Source organism: Companilactobacillus paralimentarius (genome assembly GCF_963227125.1).
In the GTDB taxonomy this organism is placed as follows: Bacteria; Bacillota; Bacilli; order Lactobacillales; family Lactobacillaceae; genus Companilactobacillus; species Companilactobacillus paralimentarius.
Map to the genome: position 1 here is coordinate 220,557 of NZ_OY724131.1, position 24,790 is coordinate 245,346.

Here is a 24,790-nt window from a genome sequence, read left to right on the forward strand (position 1 = left end):
TCTTTTTTTATGCGCAAATGAGTCTTATTCTCTTAAGAAAATGGTCAAGATTTCTGAAGCCATAACTGATATGTTTGAGTTTTTTTATCTTTCCAATGGTCCCTTCAAGAGGACCATTGGAGTACGGCATTGTGCAACTATTCTTTACATAATTTAAATTCTTACGTAACGTTGAAATAGATGTATCCATAGCGGTATTATTCTTTTTATATCCATAGATGGTTTCTTTGAGTAATGATATATCGTGTTCATGTATCGCTTTCTGAATACCTTGATAAATATCATAAGTATTTTTAAAAACTGGTAGATTGTCAGTGGCTATATCAATAACGTTTCGCGTTGTAGTATATTCGTTGATTCCAAAAATATATTTTACTTTCTTGTCGTCTACATCTGCCTCAGGCAGATGATAGAGACGCCAATTAGACTTAAGTGCTTTATACAAACGGGAATGTTTATCATTTATTTTTTTAAGACAACTGATTCTAACTTGATCCAATGCCCGGCTACATAGCTGAACTATATGAAATCTATCAACTATTATTTGAGCATTGGGAAAAATTCTATGAATGACCGACTGATAATTAGCATTCAAATCAATAGAGACAGTCTTAACGGCTTGCCGTTCTGACAAGCTATAGTTATTTATAAAGTGTTCAATAACTGTTTTAGAGAGTCGATCATGAATCAGCTCAATTAGATGATGTGTTTGTGCATCAATAGCTATAAAAGTAAATATACCGTTAACTGAACGAAATTCATCAAAACACAGGTTTTTTGGAAGACAATCACATCTATTTGGTAATTTGGTATTGTCATATAAGACTCTGCTTACTGTATTTACTGATACTCCGATGATCTTAGCTATTGATGTTAAAGTAAAGGATTCCTTTGCCATAACGAATATTCTGTTTTGAACTTGTTTAGTCATAGTATGATTTTTGATTAATAAATCACTGTGGGCACCGCAGGTGCCACCACAGTTCTTACAAATATAACGTTGTTTATTGAGCATCAAATGATACTCAATACCGTTAAAACTGGCTAATCTAGCATTAGTTTTTCTTTTTCCATTTTTGACTAATGAATTTAAACCACATTGTGGACATCGATACAGTTTATAAGTTAAATCAGCGTTTACGATCTTTATATGCTTTATAACGCCACGATTTTTAATCGTAGCGTCCTTGACTGAAACATTACTTATATTATTGTCTTTTATATCGAGTGCACATAGTATAGAATTGTCTTGGGACATTATTGTTTTCTCCATGTTTGATTGGGTTTGGTCGCTTAAATCTTAACATGAGAACAGTGATGTTCTTTTTTTATTTTCTAGAGATTAAAAAACTGGTATTGATTATTCATCAATACCAGAAAGTATAGAACCAGAATTTTCTCAAATCATGATTTTTTTTGTATATGAAAACGTATAAATGGAAAATTTATAGTTTAAATATATTTTCATTAGATATAACATTGGATTATTAGGCAAATTTATAAAAAAAATAATAGCTATGGAATTTATTTTCTATGTGATGGAAACAAAGGTAAGTATGAGGAAGAACTTTTTTAAAATTTTATTCTTGATAGTTTCATTGGGTTTGGCTATCAGAGGCGGCGAAATAGTAGTTCAGGCTGGTACATCGCAACAAGATGCTATGCAGGAGGCACGAGATGGCTTAGCTATGGCTCCAGATAATCTTGGATTGAATGAGACACAGTTTTCGTATGGTGATTTTTCAGGTTTTGGTAGTAGTGCTAGAAATAGTGCTATTTTGCAAAACTCTTCGATGCATTCTACTGGAACGTCTTATGATCCATTGATGGCGATTAGAATGACTAATTACATCAATCAAGAAGGTGCTATTTGGTCTAATGTTGATAATGGAAATTACGTTAATATCAATAATAAGCAGACTTTATCATGTTGGTTATATTTTGGACCATCACAACACATTCATAGTGGCGATTCGTTTGGTGATGGAATGGCTTTTGTACTACAAAATCCAGCTAATGGTATTTCATCATTTTCCCACAATGGTACAACTATTGGGACAGGTGAAACCTTAGGAGTTTGGGGTATGGATACTGACAAATCGATTGACTCAATTCAAAAGATTGCTGATACGGCTATTCAAGATAGTTGGGCTCTGGAGTTTGATACGAATGCTAATAAATCGAAAGTTTCTAATGATGATTTTGATGATGAGAGTGATATTACAGGACAACACATTGCTTATGGTTATCCAGGCGATGCTAGTACATATGTTAAACACTCAGCAGATTTTATTGGTTCAAGTAACTACTATTCTATGAACCATTCTGGTGTTCGAAATATTACAACATTGCATGATGGCAATTGGCATCATTTAACAGTTTCTTGGGATCCAACTACGTTTAGAATTACTTATAAGTATAATGATAAAAATTTGGATGGATCCAAGAGTGATACACCGCTAATATCAACTAGTGATCCAGTTCATGCGACTGAATTTGGTGGAAAGAGTGCCATGACTAATAAGCTGCAATGGGGGTTCACGGCTACTAGTGGTTCAGCTTATGAGCCTAATTTGATTGCGTTGGAATCTATTCCTTCATCTGTTGAAGGGACAGTTACTTCAGATATCACTGATAATACTCAAAATAGAACTTTTTCTGAGACTGATACTAATCGAAATGTTAATTCGGGTGATAGTTTGAGCTTTAATTACCATCTACGTTTTGATAGTGGAGAAAATAAGTGGTTGAATGATGTGGCACAAATTACTTTTCCAAGCAATGTTACTTTTAAGAATGGTGACGCTAATCAAGTACTAGGTTATGTAACTTATAATGATGGTAGTGATGCTAAGGCTGAACCAATTTATGCTAGTGAAATTGATCAAGATACTGGTAGACTTAAACACAGTATAGCTAAGGATCTATATGTCAGTTCTGATGGAACTTATCGACCTTCTGAGGCTACGATTACGGTAAATGGAGTGGCTAATGACGTTACTAGTACTACTAAAGTTGATTCTGTTAGTGCCCATTTTGATAGTGATAATTTAATTACAGATACTGATACACCTGATTTTACTATCAAAAAGGCTAAGGCTATCGGTTTAACCTTGGATCAAAGTAATCTAACAGTTGATAATAGTCATGACGCAAATATTACTGGAACGGTTTCATATGTTGATGGCAGTACTGTTAACAATTCTGATATCACGGTTCATGAAAATTTGAATGGTAAAGATAAAGACTTAGCTACTTCCAAATTAGACAGTAGTGCTGCCAGTGGTAAATTGAATTTGAATATTCCATCCGCTGATTTAACCCAAACGACTAATACTTTAAAAGTTTATGTTGAAGATGCTGATGGAAATGTTTCAACTACATCGACGGTGGTTATTACGAAAAAGGGGAGTTTGTCATTAAAAGTTGACGACTATTCTTTTGGGACTATTAATCAGGCTACAGCATCAATGCTGATTCCTAGAAAAGGTGACTGGAACATCGTTGTAAATGATGGTCGAGAAAATGGAACAACAAATCCTTGGCATCTATCAGCCACTACTTCTGGCTTATACAATGGTGACACAGCTTTTAATGGCAATTTAGTTTTCAAAAACTCTAGTGGCTCAGAACAATCATTAACAGGTTCAACGGGTGTTAATATTGCTAACGGTTATAAGAGTGCTGACGGGAATCAAGTTACTAATGTTGGAAAATCTTGGAATGATTCAGATGGTATTTTATTGAAGACGACGGGATTTAATTCAGCTGGACAATATACTGGAAAAATGAATTGGGTTCTTTCAGAACGAAAATTACAAGAACAAGTTAGCCACTTGTCCAAAAAATAAATACGAAATATATCAGTGCCAGAAAAGTGCATTTCTAAACTCCACAGAAACTAGTGAATAGTTCCCGTGGAGTTTTGTAGTTCAACAACTTTCTAGGCATATCATTGAGCTTTGATTCAATAGAGGATACTAAATCTGGAGCAATAGAATCGAGATTAGCAAATTCAGGACCATTATCTGCGGTTATCGAGTTGATAATGTGACCGTAATTATGTTTGATCTCTTCCATAGCGTAATCAACAGAGTCGGCATCTCTACCGTCAATAAGTCGCATTATCTCGAATCTGGATTTACGCTCAATAAGTGTTAAGACTACGCTCTCGTGACCATTTCTCTTACCAACGATAGTATCAATTTCAAAGTCACCAAAATCTTCTCGCAAGTCAACGCTCTCAGGACGTTCCTCGATACTTCTACCCAATAGACGCTTATGTTTCTTCGAAACGTGTAGCTTGGTAGATCTATTCATTTTGTCGGTTAAGTCTATATTACGTATCTCTAAACGTTGTTCATCGATGTACTTATAAAGAGTGGTAGTTGATACCATTTCATCTTTAAAGAATAACCCATCGACACGTGATCTACCTGCGATTATATCTGGAGACCACCCCTGTTTGAACTGTTCTACAAAGTAGCTTAGGAATTGTTTAACTCGATTAAACTTAGAAGGTCGATGACACTGCTTACGCAGCGTGTCATAACGTAATTGAGCGGTATCAGGGTAATAATCATTAGAGAAATATTGTTTTCCATTAACCTTTTTAACCTGTCTTACGGTCCCTCTGCGGATCTCATTATTAATAGTTTGAGGGCAAACGCCAACGGCGTGAGCAATCTTACGATTTGAGAATCCCAAAAGGTGAAGCGAAGCTATTTCACCACGTTCAATTTCAGTTAAATGGTGTCCCTTAGTTCGTATTATGGTATCATTTTCTTGCATCAAGACGAAAAACCTCTTTCATTGTTTGTGTAGGAACTCCAATGATACCTGATTTTTTCGTCTTGGTGTTTTTATTTTGAGCTTTTATTGAAAGTGGCTAACTTGATTATAAAATTAGCCATTGGGTTCTTTCAGAATCGATTTAAAACAAAAAAAGACTCGAAAACATAGCATATGAGGGCTGACGTTTTCGGGTCTTTTCTTTGAAATGATGATATTACTAGCTTATTAAGCTATATGCAAATAATTTGATTCAAGTGGAAATAAAAAACGTAAAACTAGATGATAGTTTTACGCTTTTTATTTAGTTATTATTTCCAAAAATTTGAATGATACTCAAGAACAAGTTAATGAAATCAAGTACCAAGTTAACTGATGCAAGTAATGCAATAGCACCAAGGCTCTCTGATGTAGCATTGTTTTGATAAATACGTTTGATATTTTGAGAATCAAAAGCAATGTAGAACAAGAAGAGGATGATGATAATTCCACTAACGAGCATCATTAAGGCTGTACTCTTGAAAATGAAAAGATTAATTGCTTCAACCACGATGATTGAAATAAGACCAATCATTAAAGTACGGCTCCACTTAGTCAAATCTTTCTTGGTAACGAAACCAATAAAAGCTGAAACAACGAAGATAGCCGATGTAACGGTTAACGTTTGAATGATACTCTTAGCTGAATACATGTAGAAAATTGGAACACCAATAAATGATAGTGTGAACAAGAATCCTAAGTAAGTTAAAAAGGTTAAGAAATAAGATCTTGTTGCGAAACGACTACATAAACTGATGAATCCCATCGGAACACCGATCATTAGAATTAATGAAATAATACGGTGATTTGCCATACCTTGGAACAGGGCCATGGATAAAGCAGTGTTCTTAGCGATTGCTTGAGCACAAATCATCCAAAAAGCAATTCCCAAGCCAGTGTATAAGTAAACTAGGGATGTGAATCTAGCCAAACCAGTGGCTTTTACTTTGTCTATACTTTGCATAGTTTCCTCCTTAAAGACTCTATAATTATTGTACAATAGCATAACATTTATTGATATTAGTAGTAAATATTATGGAATTATTATTTTGATTCTTATTAAGAAGTATGCCATCCTCCACAGAAAAACCGATTGGCTGGAACGATGTGGACATAGATTTGAGCTAATTGAAATTCGCAATTATCTCAAATACTAGTCTTCTACTAGGTGATAAATCACCAAGTAGAATTTCACATCTGAGCCATCGGTTTTTCTGTTCCGGATTAGATTTATTTTTTATCTATTTTCAATGCTTTAATGGGTTACTTTGCAATAAACATTGGTTTAGTATCTAAGACAGTGGTGGAATAAAGACTGTTAAAAGTAGAAGGGAAACTGACAATGGCAATTCTAATAAATGACGATAAGAAATTATTTACACTTCAGACTCGAAATAGCACCTATCAAATGAAGGTGGGCGAATTTGGTTATCTTTATCATCTTTATTATGGAAAGAGAATTGATCATCAAGATCTTTCATATTTGCTATATGATGGGCCTTCTCACTTTACGCCTTATCCGTATGAATCAAAGAATCGAGTTGGTTCCTTAACATTGATGCCGCAAGAATTTCCAACTGTTGGAACAGGAGATTTAGGTAGTGTAGCTTTGGATGTTGAGAATGCTGACGGTACGCGAATTATTGATTTAAAGTACAAAGGCTACGAAGTTTTAGCTGGTAAATACAGTTTGACCGAGTTACCTTCGTTTTATTCTCATAATAATGATGCACAAACGTTAAAAATTACATTGGTAGATGTTATCTCCGATATTGAAGTTGAACTCTACTATGGAGTATTCGAAGATAAGGATGTTATCACACGAGCTGTGGTAATCAGTAATCTTAGTGAAAATGCAATCCAGCTAAAAAAGACTCAATCCCTATCACTCGATCTTATCTCAGGTCAGTATGACTTAATCCATTTTCACGGTCGTTGGGCAGATGAACGTAATTTTGAACGTGTCTCTTTGACTCATAATGTAACGACCTTTGGATCGGACTATGGAATATCAAGTGCTAAAGAAAATCCTGGTTTTATTCTTTTAAATAAAGATACGACTGAAGAAACTGGCGATTGTTACGGATTTAATCTAGTTTATAGTGGTAATTTTCAAGCAACAGCTGAATTGGGTACTTTGGAACAGAGTCGTGTTACTTTGGGACTCGGTGATAATGAATTCTCATGGCAGTTGGATCCAGGAGCAATGTTTGAGGTTCCTGAAGCGGTTATGAGTTTTTCTAGTACGGGATTGACGCAACTATCACATAACTTTCATGATGCGATACGAGAAAATCTTTGCCGTAGTAAATATATCAACGGTCCACGTCCAGTTTTGATCAACAATTGGGAAGCAACTTATTTTGATTTTACTGGTAAAAAATTATTAGAGATTGCGACTGCAGCCAAGGATATCGGTGCAGACCTCTTTGTTATGGATGATGGATGGTTCGGGAAGCGTTCGGATGACAATAGTTCTTTGGGAGATTGGTTTGTAAATGAACAAAAATTAGGTTGCTCGTTGAATGAATTGGTTACGAAGATCAATGCCCTAGGAATGGAATTTGGAATCTGGTTTGAACCGGAAATGGTTAATGAAGATAGTGAACTCTACAATGCTCATCCCGACTGGGTTTTGAATTTTCCACACCGCAGACCACTATTGAGTAGAGGGCAGATGGTTTTGGATATGTCGAAAGAAGCGGTTCAAAATTATCTTTTCGATCGGATATCTGGTGTTCTAGATAGTGCTAATGTTAGTTATATTAAGTGGGACATGAATCGCCCAATCACTGAATGGTACTCTAAAGATTTGACTGATAGTCGTCAGGGAGAACTACAACATCGCTATGTATTGGGACTTTATAAGTTGTTGGGTCGATTAACTCGGAGATATCCAGATGTTTTGTTTGAAGGTTGCTCTAGTGGTGGAGCTCGATTTGATCTGGGGATGTTAGCGTATGAACCTCAGATTTGGACTTCGGATAATACAGATGCTATCAATCGCTTAAAGATTCAATATGGTACTAGTTTCTTCTATCCTATATCGACGATGGGGTCACATGTTTCGGCTAGTCCTAATCATCAGAATGGACGAGTAACGCCATTTGAAACTCGAGCCAATGTAGCAATGGCGGGAACATTTGGCTATGAGTTGGATGTTACTAAGATGAGTGATGCGGATAAAAAGCAGGCTAAGGCTTATACTGATTTCTACAAAAAGGTTCAAGAAATGACCTTCGAAGGTGATTATTATCGTCTAGTCAGTCCGTTTGATCGTGATAATGATGCTGTGGCTTGGCAAATTGTTGCTAAAGATCAATCGAAAAGTTTGGTTACGATTGTGGCAACGGATGTAGTTGGTAATCCTCCGTTCGTCTATATTAAATTACGTGGTTTGAAGTCTAATGCTAAATACAAAATCAAAGATAATATTTACAGTGGTGATGCTTTAATGAATGCTGGATTGAAATTGATGCAACCAAAGGGTAATTACCCTTCAGAACAAATTTATATTGAAGAAGCTTCCAATTCTAAATGAGTTGGAAGTTAGGTTCTGCCGTCCTCCACAACAAGAAAATTTGGCTGAAACGCCATGGGTCGACTTGGAGCTAACTATTCCGCACTAAATCCGTAATCATTATAAAATTTAAATAATAAATAGGAACGGCCTCTATTAAGAGATTCAAGTAAAAGATATATCTTGAATGATTAATGGAGGCTGTTCTTTTAGTTTAAGATAACCACTTAGGTACGAATTTAAACCACATAAACCAATAGTGTGTACATCAGAATAGGGATGTGGTGTAATACATTTAACGAAAGGGTTGTTCGATGTGAAAATAAAAGTAGATATTTCGCCACAATACTTGGAAAAAGAAATTGTGATTCGTGCGAATAAAAATGATGATGAAGTTCAAGAAATTTTACATAACATCAAAGAAGTTGAAACTAGATTTCACAGTCTCAATGGTTATTTGGACGATACTATCTATTCACTGCAACTCAGAGAAATTTTATTTTTTGAGACTAACGATCGAAATGTCTACGCGCACACTAAAGACAATGCCTTTTTAATTCATTATCGGTTATACGAATTGGAACAGAATTTGCCGGATAATTTTTTGCGGATATCTAAGTCAGCTATTTTGAATGTTAATGAAATTCTCTCGTTAACGCGTTCGGTAACTGGTAATGTTGTTCAATTTCGTGATTCTTACAAGCAAATTTACGTTTCAAGGCGATTTTTAAAGAGTTTGAAGATCAAATTGAATCAAAGGAAGGTTTAATTATGAAAAATAGAAATGGAATCTTTTGGGGCTTATTCTTATTATTAAGTGCCGCCATTCTAGTTGTCAGTCAATTGCATCTAATTACATACACGTTCAGTTTTTGGACAATCATAGCAACGATATTTTTAGCAGCAGTTTTAATTAAGAGTTTAGTGTACTTTTCAATTTCAGGAACGGTTTTTTCCTTAGCGTTCTTGGGAATCCTGTATGCGAAGCCTTTAGGAATTACGGCGATTGTTCCTTGGACAATATTGGGAGCTGCCTTGTTAATAACAATTGGTTTATCAATGATTTTGAATCCATTATTGAATAGACATCGTCCCTGGATGAGATACAGAAAAGCCTTTACTAGAGGTCATCGTGGTCCTTTTTTTAGCTATGAGTATAAATCCGGGCCTGATATGAAAACAATCGATAAGCCAGATGTCGATGTTTATGTCAAAATGGGTAACAGCGTTAGATATGTGAAGTCGGATGATTTTAAGACAGCTAATATTGATGTGAATATGGGCGAAGCTAAAGTTTATTTTGATCATGTGACTGTTAAGGATACGGCGATTATTAATGTTAATGTTTCTTTAGGTGGAGCTGAATTATACATTCCTAGTAATTGGAATATTATCAAGGGCGTAAATAACAATATGGGAAACATCACGGAAGATGGTGTTCGCAACGTTGATGAAGATAGTCCAGATGTTACAATTTCAGGATTAGTTTCCTTAGGTAATTTAAAAATTAGTTATATTTAAAAATAGAGTCGCAATTATGCGGCTCTATTTTTGTGAAACGACGAAATATTAAAATAGGAGAGCAAAGTTGATGTTCTATTTTAGCAAAATGGCAAAATATTAAAATAGAAAAGCAAAAGTAAGTTTCTATTTTATAAAAATGGTAGTCTAATAAAATAAAGAAGAGGGGGAGAACTGATGGAGAACTTCACAGTCTACAATGAAGAAATTGATGAATTACCGATAGTTATTGATTTACCACATAGTGGGACGCAAATCCCCGCTGATATTCAAAAAAAGATTATTCCAGATCGACTTTTGCCTAATGTTGATTGGTTTTTATCTGATTTATATGACTTTCTACCACAAAGTGGATTTACTACTTTACAAAATAATGTGCATCGCTATATGGCAGATCCAAATCGAGACCTTACTATGATTGATCAAAATGGTGATTATCGTTACGAAGCAGTTTATAGTAAAACGACTTTCGGCAAGGATATCTATCAAGATCCGTTAACACCAGATCAAATATCTCAACGAATCGAAACTTTTTACAAGCCATATCATCAACAATTGAAAAAATTAATTGATCATAAATTGGGGAAGTTTGAAAAGGTATATTTATTCGATCTCCACAGTTTTGCGGAATATCCACATGAAGACGTTAAAACAGATGATGTTGTCTTGGGTAATCGGTTTGATACGACCTCTGATATTAAATTACGTCAATTTATGACGGAACAATTCAATCAAAAAGGTTATTCAGTTTCCAATAACCATCCGTTCACAGGTGGTTATATCACGCCACATTACGGTCAGAATCCGCGTGTAGAGTCGATGCAAATTGAGTTGGCCTATCATATGTATATTGAAAATCGTTACTTTGGTGAAGAAGAACTGTCCGGAGTTGATGTGGGTACATTCACAACAGCTAAGAATAGTTTGCAAAATATTTTTATGGAATTGCTTAATTATATTTTATCCAAATAAAAAGCTCGTACTCTGTTCAAAAGCAGAATACGAGCTTTATTTTTATAGTAGGTGAATATTATTTTCGTCACATTTCTTACGTAAGTCTTCAGGCCAAACTGCAGCTTGAACTTCACCAACGTGAGCTTTACCAAGTAACAACATGCAAAGACGGGATTGTCCGATACCACCACCGATTGTGTATGGTAATTCGCCCTTCAATAAGGCTTGATGGAATGGTAATTTAGCACGATCTTCAGCGTGAGCCATCTTTAATTGTTCCTTCATTGATTCTTCAGAAACACGGATACCCATACTTGAAATTTCAAGGGCATGTTGTAAAGGTTCATACCAGAAAAGAATGTCACCATTTAATTTCCAGTCATCATAATCAGGAGCACGGCCATCATGACGTTTGCCACTCTTCATAGGTCCACCGATTTGCATTAAGAAGACACAACCGAGTTCTTTACAGATGGCATCTTCACGTTCCTTAGGAGTTTTGTCAGGCCAACGGTCTTCTAGTTCTTGAGTTGTAACAAAGTGAATTTCGTCAGGTAGGTGATGAACTGCTTTAGGGAACTTATACCAAACTTCGTGTTCCATATGTTTGATAACTTTGAAAATTTGTTTAACCGTACTTTCCAAAGTTTCAGTTGTACGTTCATCTTTAGCGATGATTTTTTCCCAATCCCATTGATCAACATAGATTGAATGAATGTTATCGAGGTCTTCATCTTTTCTGATAGCATTCATGTTAGTGTAAATACCTTCATGCATGTCGAAGTGGTAACGTTTCAAAGCTAGACGTTTCCATTTTGCTAGAGAGTGAACAATTTCGATAGTTTCACCGGGAATACCTTTCATCGTAAAGGAAACAGGTGATTCGACACCATTAAGGTTATCGTTCAAACCAGTACCTTTTTCGACCATCATTGGTGCGGATAAACGGGATAAGTTTAATTCTTTACCGAATTCATCTTGAAAAGTTTCACGAATATATTGAATCGCTTTTTGAGTTTCTTTAACAGATAGTTTTGGATCGTAATCCTTAGGTATAATTAAGTCCATTTTGAGTCCTCCAATTGATTGATAGTTCCATTTATGCAAAATAAAAAAGTCTTTCATCCTAGTTATTAAATTAATAATAACTGGGACGAAAGACTTTTCGCGGTACCACCCAAGTTGCCTATATAAAAATAGACCACCTCAATAAGAGCACAAACATGCTCCACCGATGGTAACGTACCGGTTAACGTCTGTACTTACTTTGACATAGTCATTTCGGCCAGAAACATAAGAAAGTGTTATTCAGTAATTCCATTTACTAATTGGGTTCTCACCATTCCCAATTCACTGTCAGTGTGGAAAAACTTACTCTTCTTTCTTGTCGTTTTTTATCTTGTGACACTTATATTAGCATTAAATTTGAAAATGTAAAATAAAAATTTGATAAAAACTAATTTTAGAGAGACTAATTAGAATTGCTCTAATGTAGAGAAATTGTAAAAACTAACTTTTCAAATATCTAAAATTTTAGATTTACAGTTGGCCTACCAAACCTATCCCAATCACCCTAAGTCAAAGGAACTATTAGAGGGATATTCTAAAGTAGTGAATGATATACATCAGAGTTTAGAAATGTCTCAAAAATTAGTTGATGACGTTCAAAACTTGGTTAAATAGTTAGAACATATAGTCTGGAATCACGGTCAGGATAAGGATAGTCAGTGTGAAAATTTTCTAAAGTGACTTGTTGAAAGCCTTTTTTTTCATAAAAATAGTGTGAACGTTCTTCTTTTTCTGGTGTATCCAAAACAATACGTTGGAATGACTTTAGTTTGGCATGGGTCAATAAAGTTTGATAAAGTTGGGCACCTAAATGGTGAGGTTGACCACGATATTGTGGATAAGTGAAGAATTTTTTTAGGACTGCAGTTTTATTGTCTAAGGGCAAAAAAGCAATGGAACCTACAATTTGATTATTGTCTAAAGCAATCCAAAAATTACCGCCATTTTTTTGATAGTAGGTTGGAATTTGAAAAATATCGTCCTGTTCAGCCATTTTGATATCTAACTTGGCTTCGATGTTTTGACAATAATTAATTAAATCGACTAACTGAGCTTGATTCTTAGGATTATTTTGATAAGGAATTATTTGCATGGAAAGCCTCATTTCTTAATGATGGTTCAATTGTAATATGAGATTCTTAATATGTATAATTGATATTAAGAATAGATGTTATCAAAATAACTGATAGTTAGGACAAAATTATGGATATACGTGAGTTAACCACTTTTAAAATGATCTCGGAGACACGCAATTTTTCAAAGGCAGCTGAATTATTAGGTTATACTCAGTCGAATATTTCAATGCAGATCAAAAATTTAGAAGCAGAATTAGGAACTAAATTATTCGAATACCAAAAGCGACAGGTCATAATCACGCAAACTGGAATAGAACTTCTACCATTGGTGACGAAGACATTAGAGAATTTTTCTGAAATCAAGACTTGGAATCAAGAAGTAGAACAGACAGGGATTCTAAAAATTGCGGCACCAGAATCATTAACTATTTCTATGGTGGCACCGATGTTGAAGGGGTTTAAACAGAAATATCCTCAGGTTCAAATTGAATTGCAAAATGCGACTTGTTTACATAATGAAGAAACATTGTTGCGTGGTGAAGTGGATGTGGCTTTCATGATGTGGCCTAGTCGTCCAAGTAAGAAACTGATTGATCATGATTTAGGCGAACAAGAAATGGTTTTAGTGGTACCAACTGATAGTAAAGTTTCATTTCAAAAATTGCTCAATGATAGAAATACTCAATTTATCATCAATGAACCAGAGTGTAGTTATCGCAATCAATTTGAGACCGCTGTTTGGCAACAACATCAACGTCAATTTAGAACTACTAGCCTAGATGGTATTGCGGCTATCAAGGCGGCGGTGGTTAATGGATTAGGATTTAGTTATTTACCATTAACAATGGTAGAAAATGAAATAAAGAATCAAAAGTTACGAATTGTCAAAACTGATATTGTGAATCATGTTCATGCTCATTTGTTGACTAGAGATTATAAAGAGAAATCCAATTTGATTTCTGAATTTATTAAAATGTTTTAGATAGAAAAAATATGGCGAATTTTATAATCAAGTTAGCCACTTTAGAAAAATGACAAAATAAAAACACCAAGACGTAAAAATCAGGTATCATTGGAGTTCTCACACAGACAATGAAAGAGGTTTTTCGTCTTGGTGCTAGAACAGAATATCATAAATCGTCCTAAAGGACATCATTTAACTGAAATTGAACGTGGAAAGATTGCTTCCTTTCATTCAATTGGCTACTCGAATCGCCAGATAGCTAAAGCTATCGGCGTTTCACCTCAGACTATTAACAATGAAATTAACAGAGGTACTGTTGAGCAGATCAAGAAAGTTAATGGTAAAGTTCAACACTTGAATTGCTACTTTCCTGACACTGCACATCAAAAGTATGTAAAGAACCGTAAGCTTTGCCATCGTCCTTCTAAATTCGACCAAGTCACAGCCTTTTTAGGCTTCTTTGTAAGCCAGTTCATAGATAATGGATGGTCACCTGATACGGCCGTTGGACGAGCTAAGAACGAAGAATTATTCTTAGTAGATGAAATGGTTTGTACTACTACACTTTACAAATATATTGATGAACAACGACTTGAAATCCGGAATATTGATCTGGTAGAAAAGTCAACTAGACCGACTAAGCAACATACTTCAAAAAAGCATAAGCGTCTACTTGGTCGTAGTATTGAGAAACGCCCTAAAAGTGTTGATAGCAGAGAATCCTTTGGGGACTTTGAGATAGACACGATTGTGGGCAAAAGAAATGGCCATGAGAGTGTCGTCTTAACGCTCATAGAGCGTAAGACACGCTTTGAAATAATGAGACTTATTGACGGTAGAGATGCCGACTCTGTAGATTATGCTATGAAAGAGATCATAAAGAACTATGGTGATCTTATCAATTCAATCACTGCAGACAATGGCCCTGAGTTCTCTAATCTATCATCTGATATGGCTGGCGTTGCGGATGTTTACTTCACACACCCATATACATCTTGTGAACGTGGAACAAATGAAGTACATAATCGAATGATACGTCGTGACTTGCCCAAAGGGCTGTCACTGGATACAGTCAGCCCAAAAGTAATAAGAGACATAGAATTTAAGCTCAACAATATGCCTAGAAAGTTATTGAACTATAAAACGCCACAAGAACTCTTTGCTAGTTCCTGTGGCGCTTAAAGACATATTTATAAACTTCAAATACTGATATCACTTGGATTCAATTTATTTTGTCCAAGTGGCTAACTTGTTATTGAAATTTTCGATAGAAAAAATATTATTAATGATGCCTAACAATTACTGATTAAAATTTTGGTAATTGTTAGGCATTTTTTATATTATTAAGGAAGATGCTTGAATTTAATATTTATTCATTGTAATATTAGCTACTAACGTTTTAATTCAACTGAAGAATCATCGGAGGGTCTGTTTTTGAGGCTGGACAAGATGCTAGGTAGCTATTGCTACTAAGTGTCTTGTTTTTTTTTACTGGATTGGAACTAAATAAAAGGGGGGAATTTAATGAAAGTATTAATGCCATATATCAGGCGTTATCGAAAAGATGTTTACATTGCGCTTATCTCAGTCATAGCCTTAGTGTTTGCGACACTTTGGCAACCACGATTGTTGCAAGTAATTATGAATGCAATTTTGAAGGGCGATAAGGATACTATTTTTCAACAGGGAATAATTTTGATTATTTTAGCGATAATCGGAATTATTGCTGGGGTTGTCAATACGATTTATTCGGCTCATGTTGCATTGGGTGTAGCGACTGATTTACGTTCAGATTTGTACGATAAAGTGCAGTCCTTCGCTTATGCAGATGTGGAAAAGTTTTCGGCGTCAAACTTAGTTGTTAGAATGACAAATGATATTAATCAGATTCAGCAAATTGTCATGGCGACTTTTCAACAAGTGAGTCGGATTCCGTTGCTGTTTGTCGGAGCCTTCATTTTAGCCATGATCACAATGCCACAACAGTGGTGGGTCTTGATTGGTATGATGATTATTGTCATAGCAGTTAGTTTATACACGTATAAAAAAATGAGTGGCTATTTTGCGAAAACACAACAAGATATTGAAAATGTTAATACGGTAGCTCGTGAGAATTTGATGGGTATTCGTGTTGTTAAGTCATTTGTGCAGGAACCGCATGAAATTAAAAAGTTTTCAGCTGCTTCGGATAGTCTGACGAAAGTTACAGCTAAAATCGGTTATACTTTTGCCATTTTGATGCCAGCATTCTTCTTAACAGCTAATATTGCCGTAGTTTTGGCGGTTTATCTAGTTGGACAAAATATAACAATTCATCCTACTTATTTAGCTGCGATTACTAGTTTTATTTCTTATTTAATGCAAATCCTATTTGCAGTCATCAATGGTGGTTTCTTAATGATTGCGGCTTCTAGAGCTAATATTTCTCTAGGACGTATCGGTGAAGTCATGAAAACTGATCCTAGTATGTCATACGTTGAGGGTAATTCTGATCCAGTTGAAGGTGATATTGAGTTTGATCATGTGACCTTTACTTATCCTGGCGATGATGCGCCAACATTGAGGGATGTTAGTTTCAAAGTTAATGCTGGTGAAATGATTGGTATCGTTGGTGCAACTGGATCTGGTAAGACGACATTGGCTCAATTAATTGCCCGTTTATATGATCCTGATTCCGGTACGATCAAAGTTGGTGGAGTTGATGTGCGCCAACTTTCTGAAAAATCTTTACGTAAAACGGTTGCTTATGTTTTACAGCGTTCGACATTGTTTTCAGGAACTATTTCAGCCAACTTGCGCCAAGTTAAAGAGGACGCTACACCAATTCAAATGCAGTGGGCAGCCAACGTTGCTCAAGCTTCTGAATTTATTGAACGGTTACCTTTAACTTATGATGCACCAGTTGAAGAACGTTCTTCTAACTTCTCCGGTGGTCAAAAACAAAGACTATCGATTACCCGTGGTGTCATTGCACAGCCGAAGATTTTAATTTTGGATGATGCTACATCAGCTTTGGATGCTAAATCAGAAAAATTAGTTCAAGAAGCTTTGGATAGAGATTTAACTAAAACTACTACAGTAGTGATTGCTGAAAAAATTTCTTCAATTTTACGAGCAGATCGAATTCTGGTTTTGGATAGCGGTCGTATTGTTGGAAATGGTAATCACAAAGAATTAGTAGCTCATAATTCGGTATATCAAGAAATCTATCGTACGCAAAAGGCTAGAGAGGGGGCAAGATCATGAGAGATTTAAAGAATGCAGGAAAGTACTATTGGCACTATTTAAAAAAATACTGGTTTGGTTTTCTCATGACGGCAATACTGATTGGTATTTCAACCGCATGTATTGTTATTGCTCCAACTTATCTTGGTCGCGCGGTTTCTGAGTTAACAACCTACTTGCAACAGTGGACGAATACTGCGACTCGTGGGAATGCCAGTTTAGGTTCTTTCCATAAAACTTTGTGGGTTTACTTGGTCTTATACTTGGGTGATGCCAGTACTTTATTGATAGCCAGTATGATTTTGGCTAGAATTACAGCTTATTCAACTGGTACCATGCGTGTCGGGTTATTCCGCAAGATGCAACGAATGCAAGTACAATATTTTGATTCTCACAGTGATGGGGACATTTTGGCACGCTACACTTCTGATTTGGATAACATTTTTAATGCGATGAATCAGGCTTTAATTGAAATTTTCTTATCCGTAGCCCAATTTGTCGGTATTCTAATTGTTATGTTTAATCAAAATGTGACAATGGCCTGGGTAACGATGGGATCAACTCCAATCGCCTTAATCATTGCGGCAGTTGTTATGAAAAAAGCAGGTGTGGCGGTTAATCATCAACAGGATGATATCGGTAAGATGAACGGTTATATCAATGAACAAGTTACCGCCCAAAAAGTTATTATTACTAATGGTTTACAAAAGGATTCAATCGCTGGATTTAGAAAACATAATCAAAAAGTTCGTCAATCGGCTATGTCCGGTCAAATTTGGTCAGGTGTTTTGAATCCTTTGATGCAGGGCATGGCCTTGTTGAATACATCCATCGTTATTTTCTTTGGCTCATGGTTTGCTTTAAACGGAACTTTATCAACTGGTGCTGCTTTAGCTTTGGTCGTTGTTTTCGTTAACTACGCACAACAGTATTACCAACCAATCATGTCATTGACTAGTTTGTACGGAATGATTCAATTAGCTATCACAGGTGCTCGTCGTGTTGATGAAGTTAGAAGTCAACCAGATGAAGTTCAACCCGCTGACGGTAAATCATTAGCTGGAATTAAAAATGAATTGCAAATTGATGATGTTCACTTTAGTTACTTACCGGGTAAAGAAATTTTACATGGAGTTTCAATTTCTGTTCATAAAGGTGAAATGGTAGCTCTAGTTGGACCAACGGGTTCTGGTAAGACAACTGTTATGAATCTCTTGAATCGTTTCTATGATGTGGATAGTGGAGGAATTACGATTGATGGAACTGATATTCGTGAATTTTCTTTGAAAGAACTACGAAAGAATGTTGGTATCGTCTTACAAGATCCACAATTATTCTCAGGAACGATTGCGGACAACATTCGATTCGGTGACCCTGAAGCAAGTATGGAACGTGTTATCGATGCTGCTAAACAGGCTAATATTCATGAGTTCATCGCCAGTTTGCCTAAGGGTTATGAAACAGAAGTATCTGATGAGCAAAGTATTTTCTCAGCTGGTCAGAAACAATTGATGTCGATTGCCAGAACGATTTTGACTAATCCCCAATTATTGATTCTGGATGAAGCTACTTCAAATGTTGATACTGTCACGGAAGCTAACATTCAAGCGGCAATGGATCGAGTTATTCAAGGTCGGACTAGTTTCGTTATTGCTCATCGTTTGAAGACAATTTTGAACGCTGATAAGATTGTTGTTCTAAAAGATGGTACGATTATTGAACAAGGTAATCATGATAAATTGTTGGCAGAGGATGGTTTTTATGCCGGACTTTATCGCAATCAAATGGTGACAGATTAAATTACGTAAATAAAGAACAAAATGGCCAGTGACTCGAAAAAGAGTTGCTGGCTATTTATTGTGGAATAGAGTATAAAAGTGCCTTTTTTACTGGAAACCCGTAAACTTGAGAAAAGGTTAAGAGGTAAGGGAGATGAAAAGGAAACGTCAAATTCTAATTAGTACTCTTTTTAATATGATGCTGATTTTCACCGCCATGAGTTTAGATCAATCAAACTTTGATAAAAGTACTCCTGAAAATGAAATTATATCTAAAGTTATTCCTACGGTAACCACTGCAAAAGCGGCAGTTACTCCATATCACGAACCAACTTCTGATCCAATAATTTTGTTGTTTATTTGGTTGACTTCGGGTTACAATTTGCAACCAGAAAATCAATATACTTATGTGAATAATTCTAAAACTCTGTATACCGACTCAGGTCGATCAGTTGTTGATGCCTTGTTAGGTTTGTTGGCGAGTCCACATTATACTTGGTATCAGTCGACCGATGGGCAGAATTGGACACAAATGTCACAGACAACCAAAGAGTTAACAATAACGCCAACTAAAGTAGGAACGGTCTATTATCAACAGATGACACGTTGGTATGGTTTAATTCCAGGTTTACTGGATACCATTGTTTATTCTAAAGTGGCCTTTATAACTACTTTTCCAAGTCCTATTAATGCTACTGCCTTGAGCGTGAAAGCTAATGATAATTATTTATACAATAATCAGTCCAGTGCGGCTACAACCTATGTAACTGGGACTCCAACACCTAATAATGCAACGGGAAATATAACTTGGAAGGTTAACGATACTAGTTTAGCAACGGTAGATAGTAGGACGGGACTAGTAACGGCTAATACCAATAGTAAATCTGGAACAGTTCGAGTGACTGGAACAATGAGTAATAGCGATGGCACCAGTGTTAGTGGTTATGTCGATATTAAGATTGGTGGAGGATTGGACGATCAAACAGTCGATGAAGGTAAGAAAGCGACTTTTACGGTACAAGGGAAATTCGATGAAAAACCAACTAATGTTGTTTGGCATAAAGTAGATATTGCGGGTAAGGATACTGTCGTAACTAACAATAATAGTGATGTTTTAACGTATACAACTGCTAATACAGTTTATGCTACTGATAATGGAACTAAATACTATGCAGTTTTGACCGTGACAAGTGGTGATAGTACGACGACCGTTACTACTAATAAAGCTAATTTGAGTGTTAGAAAAAATGTCGTTCCCGATATTTCCATTAATAATACTATTTTCAACAGTAATTATGAGGACCACAATAGTGAGAATACAATCATAAATAATGTAGCCGAGAATGATAAAGTGATTCATCGAATCACGGTCAAGGATAGTAATTTGAATTCGGCTTTGACAAGGGCTGAAATACAAATTAAGTTACCTAAGACTTCGGTAATTGATAATGTTAAGGTGAATAATCAAGATTTTACAGATTATATTAGTGTGTCTGATCCGGATAATAATCAGAGTACAATTCTGATTTTGCGTAATTTAAATTTCGTAACCACAAAGGATTTCGCAATTGAAATCAATTCAACAGTTGGGAAAAATGAAATTTTATCGTTCAATTCTAATGTGAGTGTGAATGGTTATGATACTGATGATAATCTGCTAGGACAGTACCTGCCAGCTCAAAGTTTGCAATTGAATTTTGCTGACAATAGTATCAATTTACAGGCGAATGATTGGAGCTATAAAACAATTAATTCATATACGACTGATACTTTACTTGATAGGGATAAGATTGAAAGTAGTCATTTGGAAGTAGATGATAAACGCCGTAATAAACAGGCTTTAACTTTATATTTGTCACAAAAAAATCCTTTTAAATCTGATGGAAAAGTACTAAATTCCGAGATGCGTTATTATCAACAAGATGGTAGTTATGAAGTTCTGAATGAAAATGGCACGCTAGTTTCTGAAACTGTTAATGGCCAAAGACTTGATTCAGTTGCTTGGCAAGAACATGAAGGACCAAAGTTATATATCAGTGATGGAGTCCATGAAGCTGGTAATTACACTACCCAATTGGAGTGGTCACTAGTCGAGTCAATTAGTTAGAGCGTGGAACAAGGGCGCTTAGCCTCCGAGGATTTGCCTGGATATCGGAATTACACGCGCACTTGGCGTGTGATTTCGGTATCGTAGCAAACCACAGGAGGTTGCCCTTGTGGAACGCGTTTCCACTATATTGCATAGAATATTGGTCATTCATTAAATAAAAGCAAAAATAAAGCGAGTAATCAAAATACGATTACCCGCTTTATTTGTTTTAAGCTCAAAAGACTACGTTAGCCTTTGTTAATAGCCTCTTTGAATTTGATACTTAATGAATTATCAATGTAATGAAGTTGTAGAACAATTTCAAACCGTAAAGAATGATTACTGCACCACAGACCATGTTAATAGTCCGTAAAACTTTGGCGTTGAATTTATCTTTAAACTTAGCGATGACTAGATTTAATCCGATAAACCAAACAAATGAAGCGATGACGACACCGCCAATGAAGATTGGATAACTATTGACTGGTAATGTGACTTGAAAAGCCCCCAACATCAGTGATCCATCAATGATTGCTTGTGGATTGAACCAAATCATAACAAATGCTGTTGAAATGGTTTTGAACATGGTTAATTCGGTATCTTTACTGCCAATTTCGGAAGCTTCAGCCCGTAAAAGATTAATCCCCATATAAATTACGATTAAACTTCCGAAAAGAAGAATAGCAATTTTAAGCCATTCAAATTGCTTCATGATTGCTCCAATGCCAAAGAAACAGGCAATTGACAGAGCAATGTCAAAGAAAGCCACAAAAAAGGCAGCGATGTATGAACGGCGGCGTGATTGAGTTAACGCATTATTGATTACAAATAAATTTGCTAAACCAATCGGCGCTTCAATCGCGAATCCCATAGTTAGTCCTTGTAGAAAAAAGTTCATAATTTTACCTCCCTTGCCAACCAAATTATGGTTTATAATTTAAGCACAATAATGATTATATAAGTGTTTTTAAAAATAGTAACCAACCAAGTTATTTTTATAAACCCAACCAAAGGAGAAACAAATGCGAAGAGAATTTCCAGTCGTGATCGATTGGCAACCAGACAAAAAAAGTTCAGTGCCGATTTACCGTCAAATTGTTAAATATGTTTGTGATAAAGTCGCCAGTGGACAGTGGCAAATCGGTACTAGATTGCCGTCACAGCGGGATTTAGCCAAAATGTTTCACGTGAATCGGAGTACTATTTCAACGGCTATTGATGAATTGACTTCATATGGAATAATCTCCGGTAAACATGGTGCCGGAACTCAAATTATCAGTAATACTTGGTCGTTGATGTTGCCAACAGCTTTAAATTGGAAAAAATATATTTCTGCCGGCTATTTTCAAGAGAATACGCGTCGTATCCAACAGATCAATCATTGGGAATTTGCTCCTAAGATTACTCGTTTAGGAACAGGGGAGTTGGACCCTCGACTTTTCCCTCGAAAAATGTGGTCACAAATCATGCAAAAATTGAGTACCGAAATAACATCTTTAGGATATGCGGAACCCTTAGGCTTGTTAGAGTTGCGGACAGCGATTGCTAAACATATGCAAAAATTAGGCATCAATGTTGGAGTAAAAAACATTTTGATTACTTCTGGTGCGTTGCAAGCTTTGCAACTGATTGCTTCATGTTTATTGGAGGATGGCAGCACTGTTTTCACCGAGGCACCAAGTTATTTGAAATCACTTCAAACTTTCCAATCCATGGGCCTAAATTTAAATGGTATACCTATGGATAGAGACGGAATGGAATATTGGCGTATTGAGAAACGTTTGAAAGATAAGGAATCAGTTTTGTATACAATCCCGACTAATCATAATCCCACGGGGACCACGATGTCAGATTTCAGACGTCATGAATTGATGGAATTCTGTATACAAAATAGACTCCCAATCATAGAAGATGGAGTCTATCAGGAATTATGTTTTGACCAGCAACCGACCGCTTTGAAAGCTATGGATAAAAACGGAATGGTCATGTATTTAGGTAGTGCTTCAAAAGCTTTGGCACCGGGATTGAGAATTGGTTGGGTCATTGCCTCTGAACCAGTTATTCAGAGATTAGGAGACACCAAGATGCAGATGGATTATGGAGCCAGTTCCTTATCGCAATTGGTATTCGCCGAATTTTTGAATAGCGGTTTGTATGATGAATATCTAATTGATTTGAAAAGAGAATTGAAGAAACGCCGAGATAATACCTTGAAAATTTTGGAAGATAATTTTCAGGGAGTTGCTACTTGGAATAAGCCGATTGGTGGATTTTATATCTGGTTGACGTTTAAAGATGATATTGAGGCTGAAGATTTGTTTGATAAGGCCCTGGACGAAGGGATTCTTTTGAATACTGGAGATATTTATGATTTCAAACGAAATCATTCTATTCGATTGTCATTTGCTTATACCACTTGTGAGGAATTTAGTGCGGCTATGGGGAAGTTGAGAATGCTCTTATGAAGTAGGATGTCTTTTATAGTGTTTCTCGGCTAAGGTGGATGTAAGCTGATTCCTGAGACAACTTTTAAGAGAGGGTATAATGAATAAATCGTCTCTCAAAAGGAAGGAATTTTTACATGCCAACTCGTTACGACAGAGAATTCAAACAAAACATCATCAACCTATATAAGCAAGGCGAATCAGCTGCCCAACTGGCCAGAGAATATGGCATTGGCTATTCAACCGTTCATAAGTGGATCCAGGGCCAAGCCAAAACTCAATCCGGTAAATCGCCAGACGAAATTAAAGCGATGGAAAAGCGGCTGGCTTCCCTGTCTGAGGAGAACGAAATCCTAAAAAAAGCCCTGGGCTTCCTTGCGCAGAAGTAACCAATATTTTTGATTACATTCACCAAGAAAGCCATCACCACCAGGTAACTAAGATGTGCCGAATCCTCGGTGTTTCCAGAGCTCAGTATTATCGTTATCGATCCCCAAAGCCTTCAAAACGCCGGGCCGAAGATGCGGACTTAAAACAACGGATTCTGCGGATCTTTGCGGAATTTAAGCAGCGATACGGTGTTATGAAGATCCACCATGAATTGAATCTGGAACTTCAACCACTGCAGCGTCGGTGCAGCCCAAGACGGATTTCCCGGCTCATGAAGGAACTGGATATCCACTCCGTTACCGTCAATAAATGGAAAGCGGCTTCGGCTTCCAAAACCAAGGTTGAACAGCGTCCCAACTTGCTTAAGCAGGATTTCTCGACCACTGGTTTAAATCAAAAATGGACCGCTGATATGACCTATATTCAAACGAAGCGTAATGGCTGGTGTTACTTATCAACCATCATGGATCTGCACTCAAGACGAATTATCGGCTATTCATTCTCAAAAAAGATGGATACTGATTTAGTCTTAAAGACCCTGGAAAGCGCGGTTAAAAATCGAACCATTACTGGGGACCTGATTATCCACACAGACTTAGGATCACAGTACACCAGCGATGATTACAACCAACGGTTAACAGAACTACATATCCGCCACTCTTACAGCCGTAAGGGGTGTCCATACGATAATGCACCAATGGAATCTTTTCATGCTTCCCTCAAAAAGGAATGTGTTTATCCAGTGCCGGTCTTTGAGAATTATGAAACTGCCGCTGCTGTCCTTTTTGAATATGTGCATGCTTTCTACAATAGGAAGAGAATTCATAGTTCACTGGGCTACCAGACCCCCTTACAAGTTGAAATCGCAACACTTGCGAGCCAAATGGCCGCCTGATTTAATGCTTTCCAGGGTTCAAATAAGTTATTAATC

General features: G+C 36.3%; 19 protein-coding genes and 1 other annotated feature. Of the genes, 13 read left to right on the forward strand and 6 right to left on the reverse strand.

What is annotated here, in order from left to right; all coding sequences use genetic code 11:
• Positions 1–7: 7 nt before the first annotated feature.
• A complete protein-coding gene (locus ACI6PB_RS01055) occupies positions 8–1,258 on the reverse strand; it encodes an ISL3 family transposase (RefSeq protein ID WP_056950777.1) in 1,251 nt (416 codons plus the stop codon).
• Positions 1,259–1,556: 298 nt separating this feature from the next.
• Between ACI6PB_RS01055 and ACI6PB_RS01060 the strand changes: the two genes are divergently transcribed.
• Positions 1,557–3,851, forward strand: coding sequence for a hypothetical protein (locus ACI6PB_RS01060; protein WP_404327622.1), 2,295 nt, complete (start codon positions 1,557–1,559; stop codon positions 3,849–3,851).
• A gap of 34 nt (positions 3,852–3,885) precedes the next feature.
• Here the strand turns inward: ACI6PB_RS01060 and ACI6PB_RS01065 are convergent, their stop codons facing one another.
• Entirely contained in the window at positions 3,886–4,791 is a 906-nt protein-coding gene (locus ACI6PB_RS01065; RefSeq protein ID WP_404327623.1) for an IS30 family transposase, read from the reverse strand.
• A 304-nt stretch (positions 4,792–5,095) separates the two neighbouring features.
• A complete protein-coding gene (locus ACI6PB_RS01070; RefSeq protein ID WP_309510539.1) occupies positions 5,096–5,794 on the reverse strand; it encodes a Bax inhibitor-1 family protein in 699 nt (232 codons plus the stop codon).
• A gap of 378 nt (positions 5,795–6,172) precedes the next feature.
• Here ACI6PB_RS01070 and ACI6PB_RS01075 point away from each other — a divergent pair, with 378 nt between their 5' ends.
• The 4 genes from ACI6PB_RS01075 (at position 6,173) to ACI6PB_RS01090 (ending at position 10,843) form a co-directional block, all read left to right on the forward strand.
• Positions 6,173–8,371, forward strand: coding sequence for an alpha-galactosidase (locus ACI6PB_RS01075; protein ID WP_404327624.1), 2,199 nt, complete (start codon positions 6,173–6,175; stop codon positions 8,369–8,371).
• A gap of 295 nt (positions 8,372–8,666) precedes the next feature.
• Positions 8,667–9,119 (forward strand): LytTR family DNA-binding domain-containing protein, encoded by a 453-nt coding sequence (locus ACI6PB_RS01080; protein ID WP_404327625.1) that lies wholly within the window; start codon positions 8,667–8,669, stop codon positions 9,117–9,119.
• A gap of 2 nt (positions 9,120–9,121) precedes the next feature.
• Positions 9,122–9,871: a LiaF transmembrane domain-containing protein gene (locus tag ACI6PB_RS01085; protein ID WP_025086052.1), complete on the forward strand. Its 750-nt coding sequence runs from the start codon at positions 9,122–9,124 to the stop codon at positions 9,869–9,871.
• Positions 9,872–10,048: 177 nt separating this feature from the next.
• On the forward strand, positions 10,049–10,843 hold the full coding sequence (locus tag ACI6PB_RS01090; protein WP_404327626.1) for an N-formylglutamate amidohydrolase: 795 nt from the start codon (positions 10,049–10,051) through the stop codon (positions 10,841–10,843).
• 42 nt (positions 10,844–10,885) lie between these two features.
• On the opposite strand, the gene asnA is transcribed toward ACI6PB_RS01090, so the two are convergent.
• Together asnA and ACI6PB_RS01100 are read right to left on the reverse strand one after the other, a co-directional pair.
• On the reverse strand, positions 10,886–11,893 hold the full coding sequence (gene asnA, locus ACI6PB_RS01095; protein WP_025086054.1) for an aspartate--ammonia ligase: 1,008 nt from the start codon (positions 11,891–11,893) through the stop codon (positions 10,886–10,888).
• 78 nt (positions 11,894–11,971) lie between these two features.
• Positions 11,972–12,222, reverse strand: a binding site (T-box leader).
• Positions 12,223–12,500: 278 nt separating this feature from the next.
• A complete protein-coding gene (locus ACI6PB_RS01100) occupies positions 12,501–12,986 on the reverse strand; it encodes a GNAT family N-acetyltransferase (RefSeq protein ID WP_025085818.1) in 486 nt (161 codons plus the stop codon).
• Between the two features lie 110 nt (positions 12,987–13,096).
• Between ACI6PB_RS01100 and ACI6PB_RS01105 the strand changes: the two genes are divergently transcribed.
• The 5 genes from ACI6PB_RS01105 to ACI6PB_RS01125 all read left to right on the forward strand — a co-directional run bounded on the left by ACI6PB_RS01105 (position 13,097) and on the right by ACI6PB_RS01125 (position 21,043).
• Positions 13,097–13,951 carry a LysR family transcriptional regulator gene (locus ACI6PB_RS01105; RefSeq protein ID WP_404327627.1) on the forward strand — a complete coding sequence of 285 codons (855 nt, stop codon included), beginning with the start codon at positions 13,097–13,099 and terminating at the stop codon, positions 13,949–13,951.
• Positions 13,952–14,080: 129 nt separating this feature from the next.
• The gene (locus ACI6PB_RS01110) at positions 14,081–15,115 is read left to right on the forward strand and encodes an IS30 family transposase (protein WP_059075255.1); all 1,035 of its coding nucleotides are present in this window, start codon (positions 14,081–14,083) and stop codon (positions 15,113–15,115) included.
• 342 nt (positions 15,116–15,457) lie between these two features.
• Positions 15,458–17,179 carry an ABC transporter ATP-binding protein gene (locus ACI6PB_RS01115; RefSeq protein ID WP_025085817.1) on the forward strand — a complete coding sequence of 574 codons (1,722 nt, stop codon included), beginning with the start codon at positions 15,458–15,460 and terminating at the stop codon, positions 17,177–17,179.
• The gene (locus tag ACI6PB_RS01120) at positions 17,176–18,957 is read left to right on the forward strand and encodes an ABC transporter ATP-binding protein (RefSeq protein WP_404327628.1); all 1,782 of its coding nucleotides are present in this window, start codon (positions 17,176–17,178) and stop codon (positions 18,955–18,957) included. Before ACI6PB_RS01115 ends, ACI6PB_RS01120 begins: the two co-directional genes overlap by 4 nt.
• A gap of 133 nt (positions 18,958–19,090) precedes the next feature.
• Complete coding sequence (locus tag ACI6PB_RS01125; RefSeq protein ID WP_404327629.1) at positions 19,091–21,043, forward strand: hypothetical protein; 1,953 nt, start codon at positions 19,091–19,093, stop codon at positions 21,041–21,043.
• Positions 21,044–21,308: 265 nt separating this feature from the next.
• On the opposite strand, the gene ACI6PB_RS01130 is transcribed toward ACI6PB_RS01125, so the two are convergent.
• Positions 21,309–21,923 (reverse strand): LysE/ArgO family amino acid transporter, encoded by a 615-nt coding sequence (locus tag ACI6PB_RS01130; protein ID WP_025085815.1) that lies wholly within the window; start codon positions 21,921–21,923, stop codon positions 21,309–21,311.
• A gap of 124 nt (positions 21,924–22,047) precedes the next feature.
• Here ACI6PB_RS01130 and ACI6PB_RS01135 point away from each other — a divergent pair, with 124 nt between their 5' ends.
• The 3 genes from ACI6PB_RS01135 to ACI6PB_RS01145 all read left to right on the forward strand — a co-directional run bounded on the left by ACI6PB_RS01135 (position 22,048) and on the right by ACI6PB_RS01145 (position 24,754).
• Positions 22,048–23,490, forward strand: coding sequence for a PLP-dependent aminotransferase family protein (locus tag ACI6PB_RS01135; RefSeq protein ID WP_404327630.1), 1,443 nt, complete (start codon positions 22,048–22,050; stop codon positions 23,488–23,490).
• A 116-nt stretch (positions 23,491–23,606) separates the two neighbouring features.
• Positions 23,607–23,858: a transposase gene (locus ACI6PB_RS01140; protein ID WP_404327631.1), complete on the forward strand. Its 252-nt coding sequence runs from the start codon at positions 23,607–23,609 to the stop codon at positions 23,856–23,858.
• A 17-nt stretch (positions 23,859–23,875) separates the two neighbouring features.
• On the forward strand, positions 23,876–24,754 hold the full coding sequence (locus ACI6PB_RS01145; protein ID WP_309511212.1) for an IS3 family transposase: 879 nt from the start codon (positions 23,876–23,878) through the stop codon (positions 24,752–24,754).
• Positions 24,755–24,790: the final 36 nt, after the last annotated feature.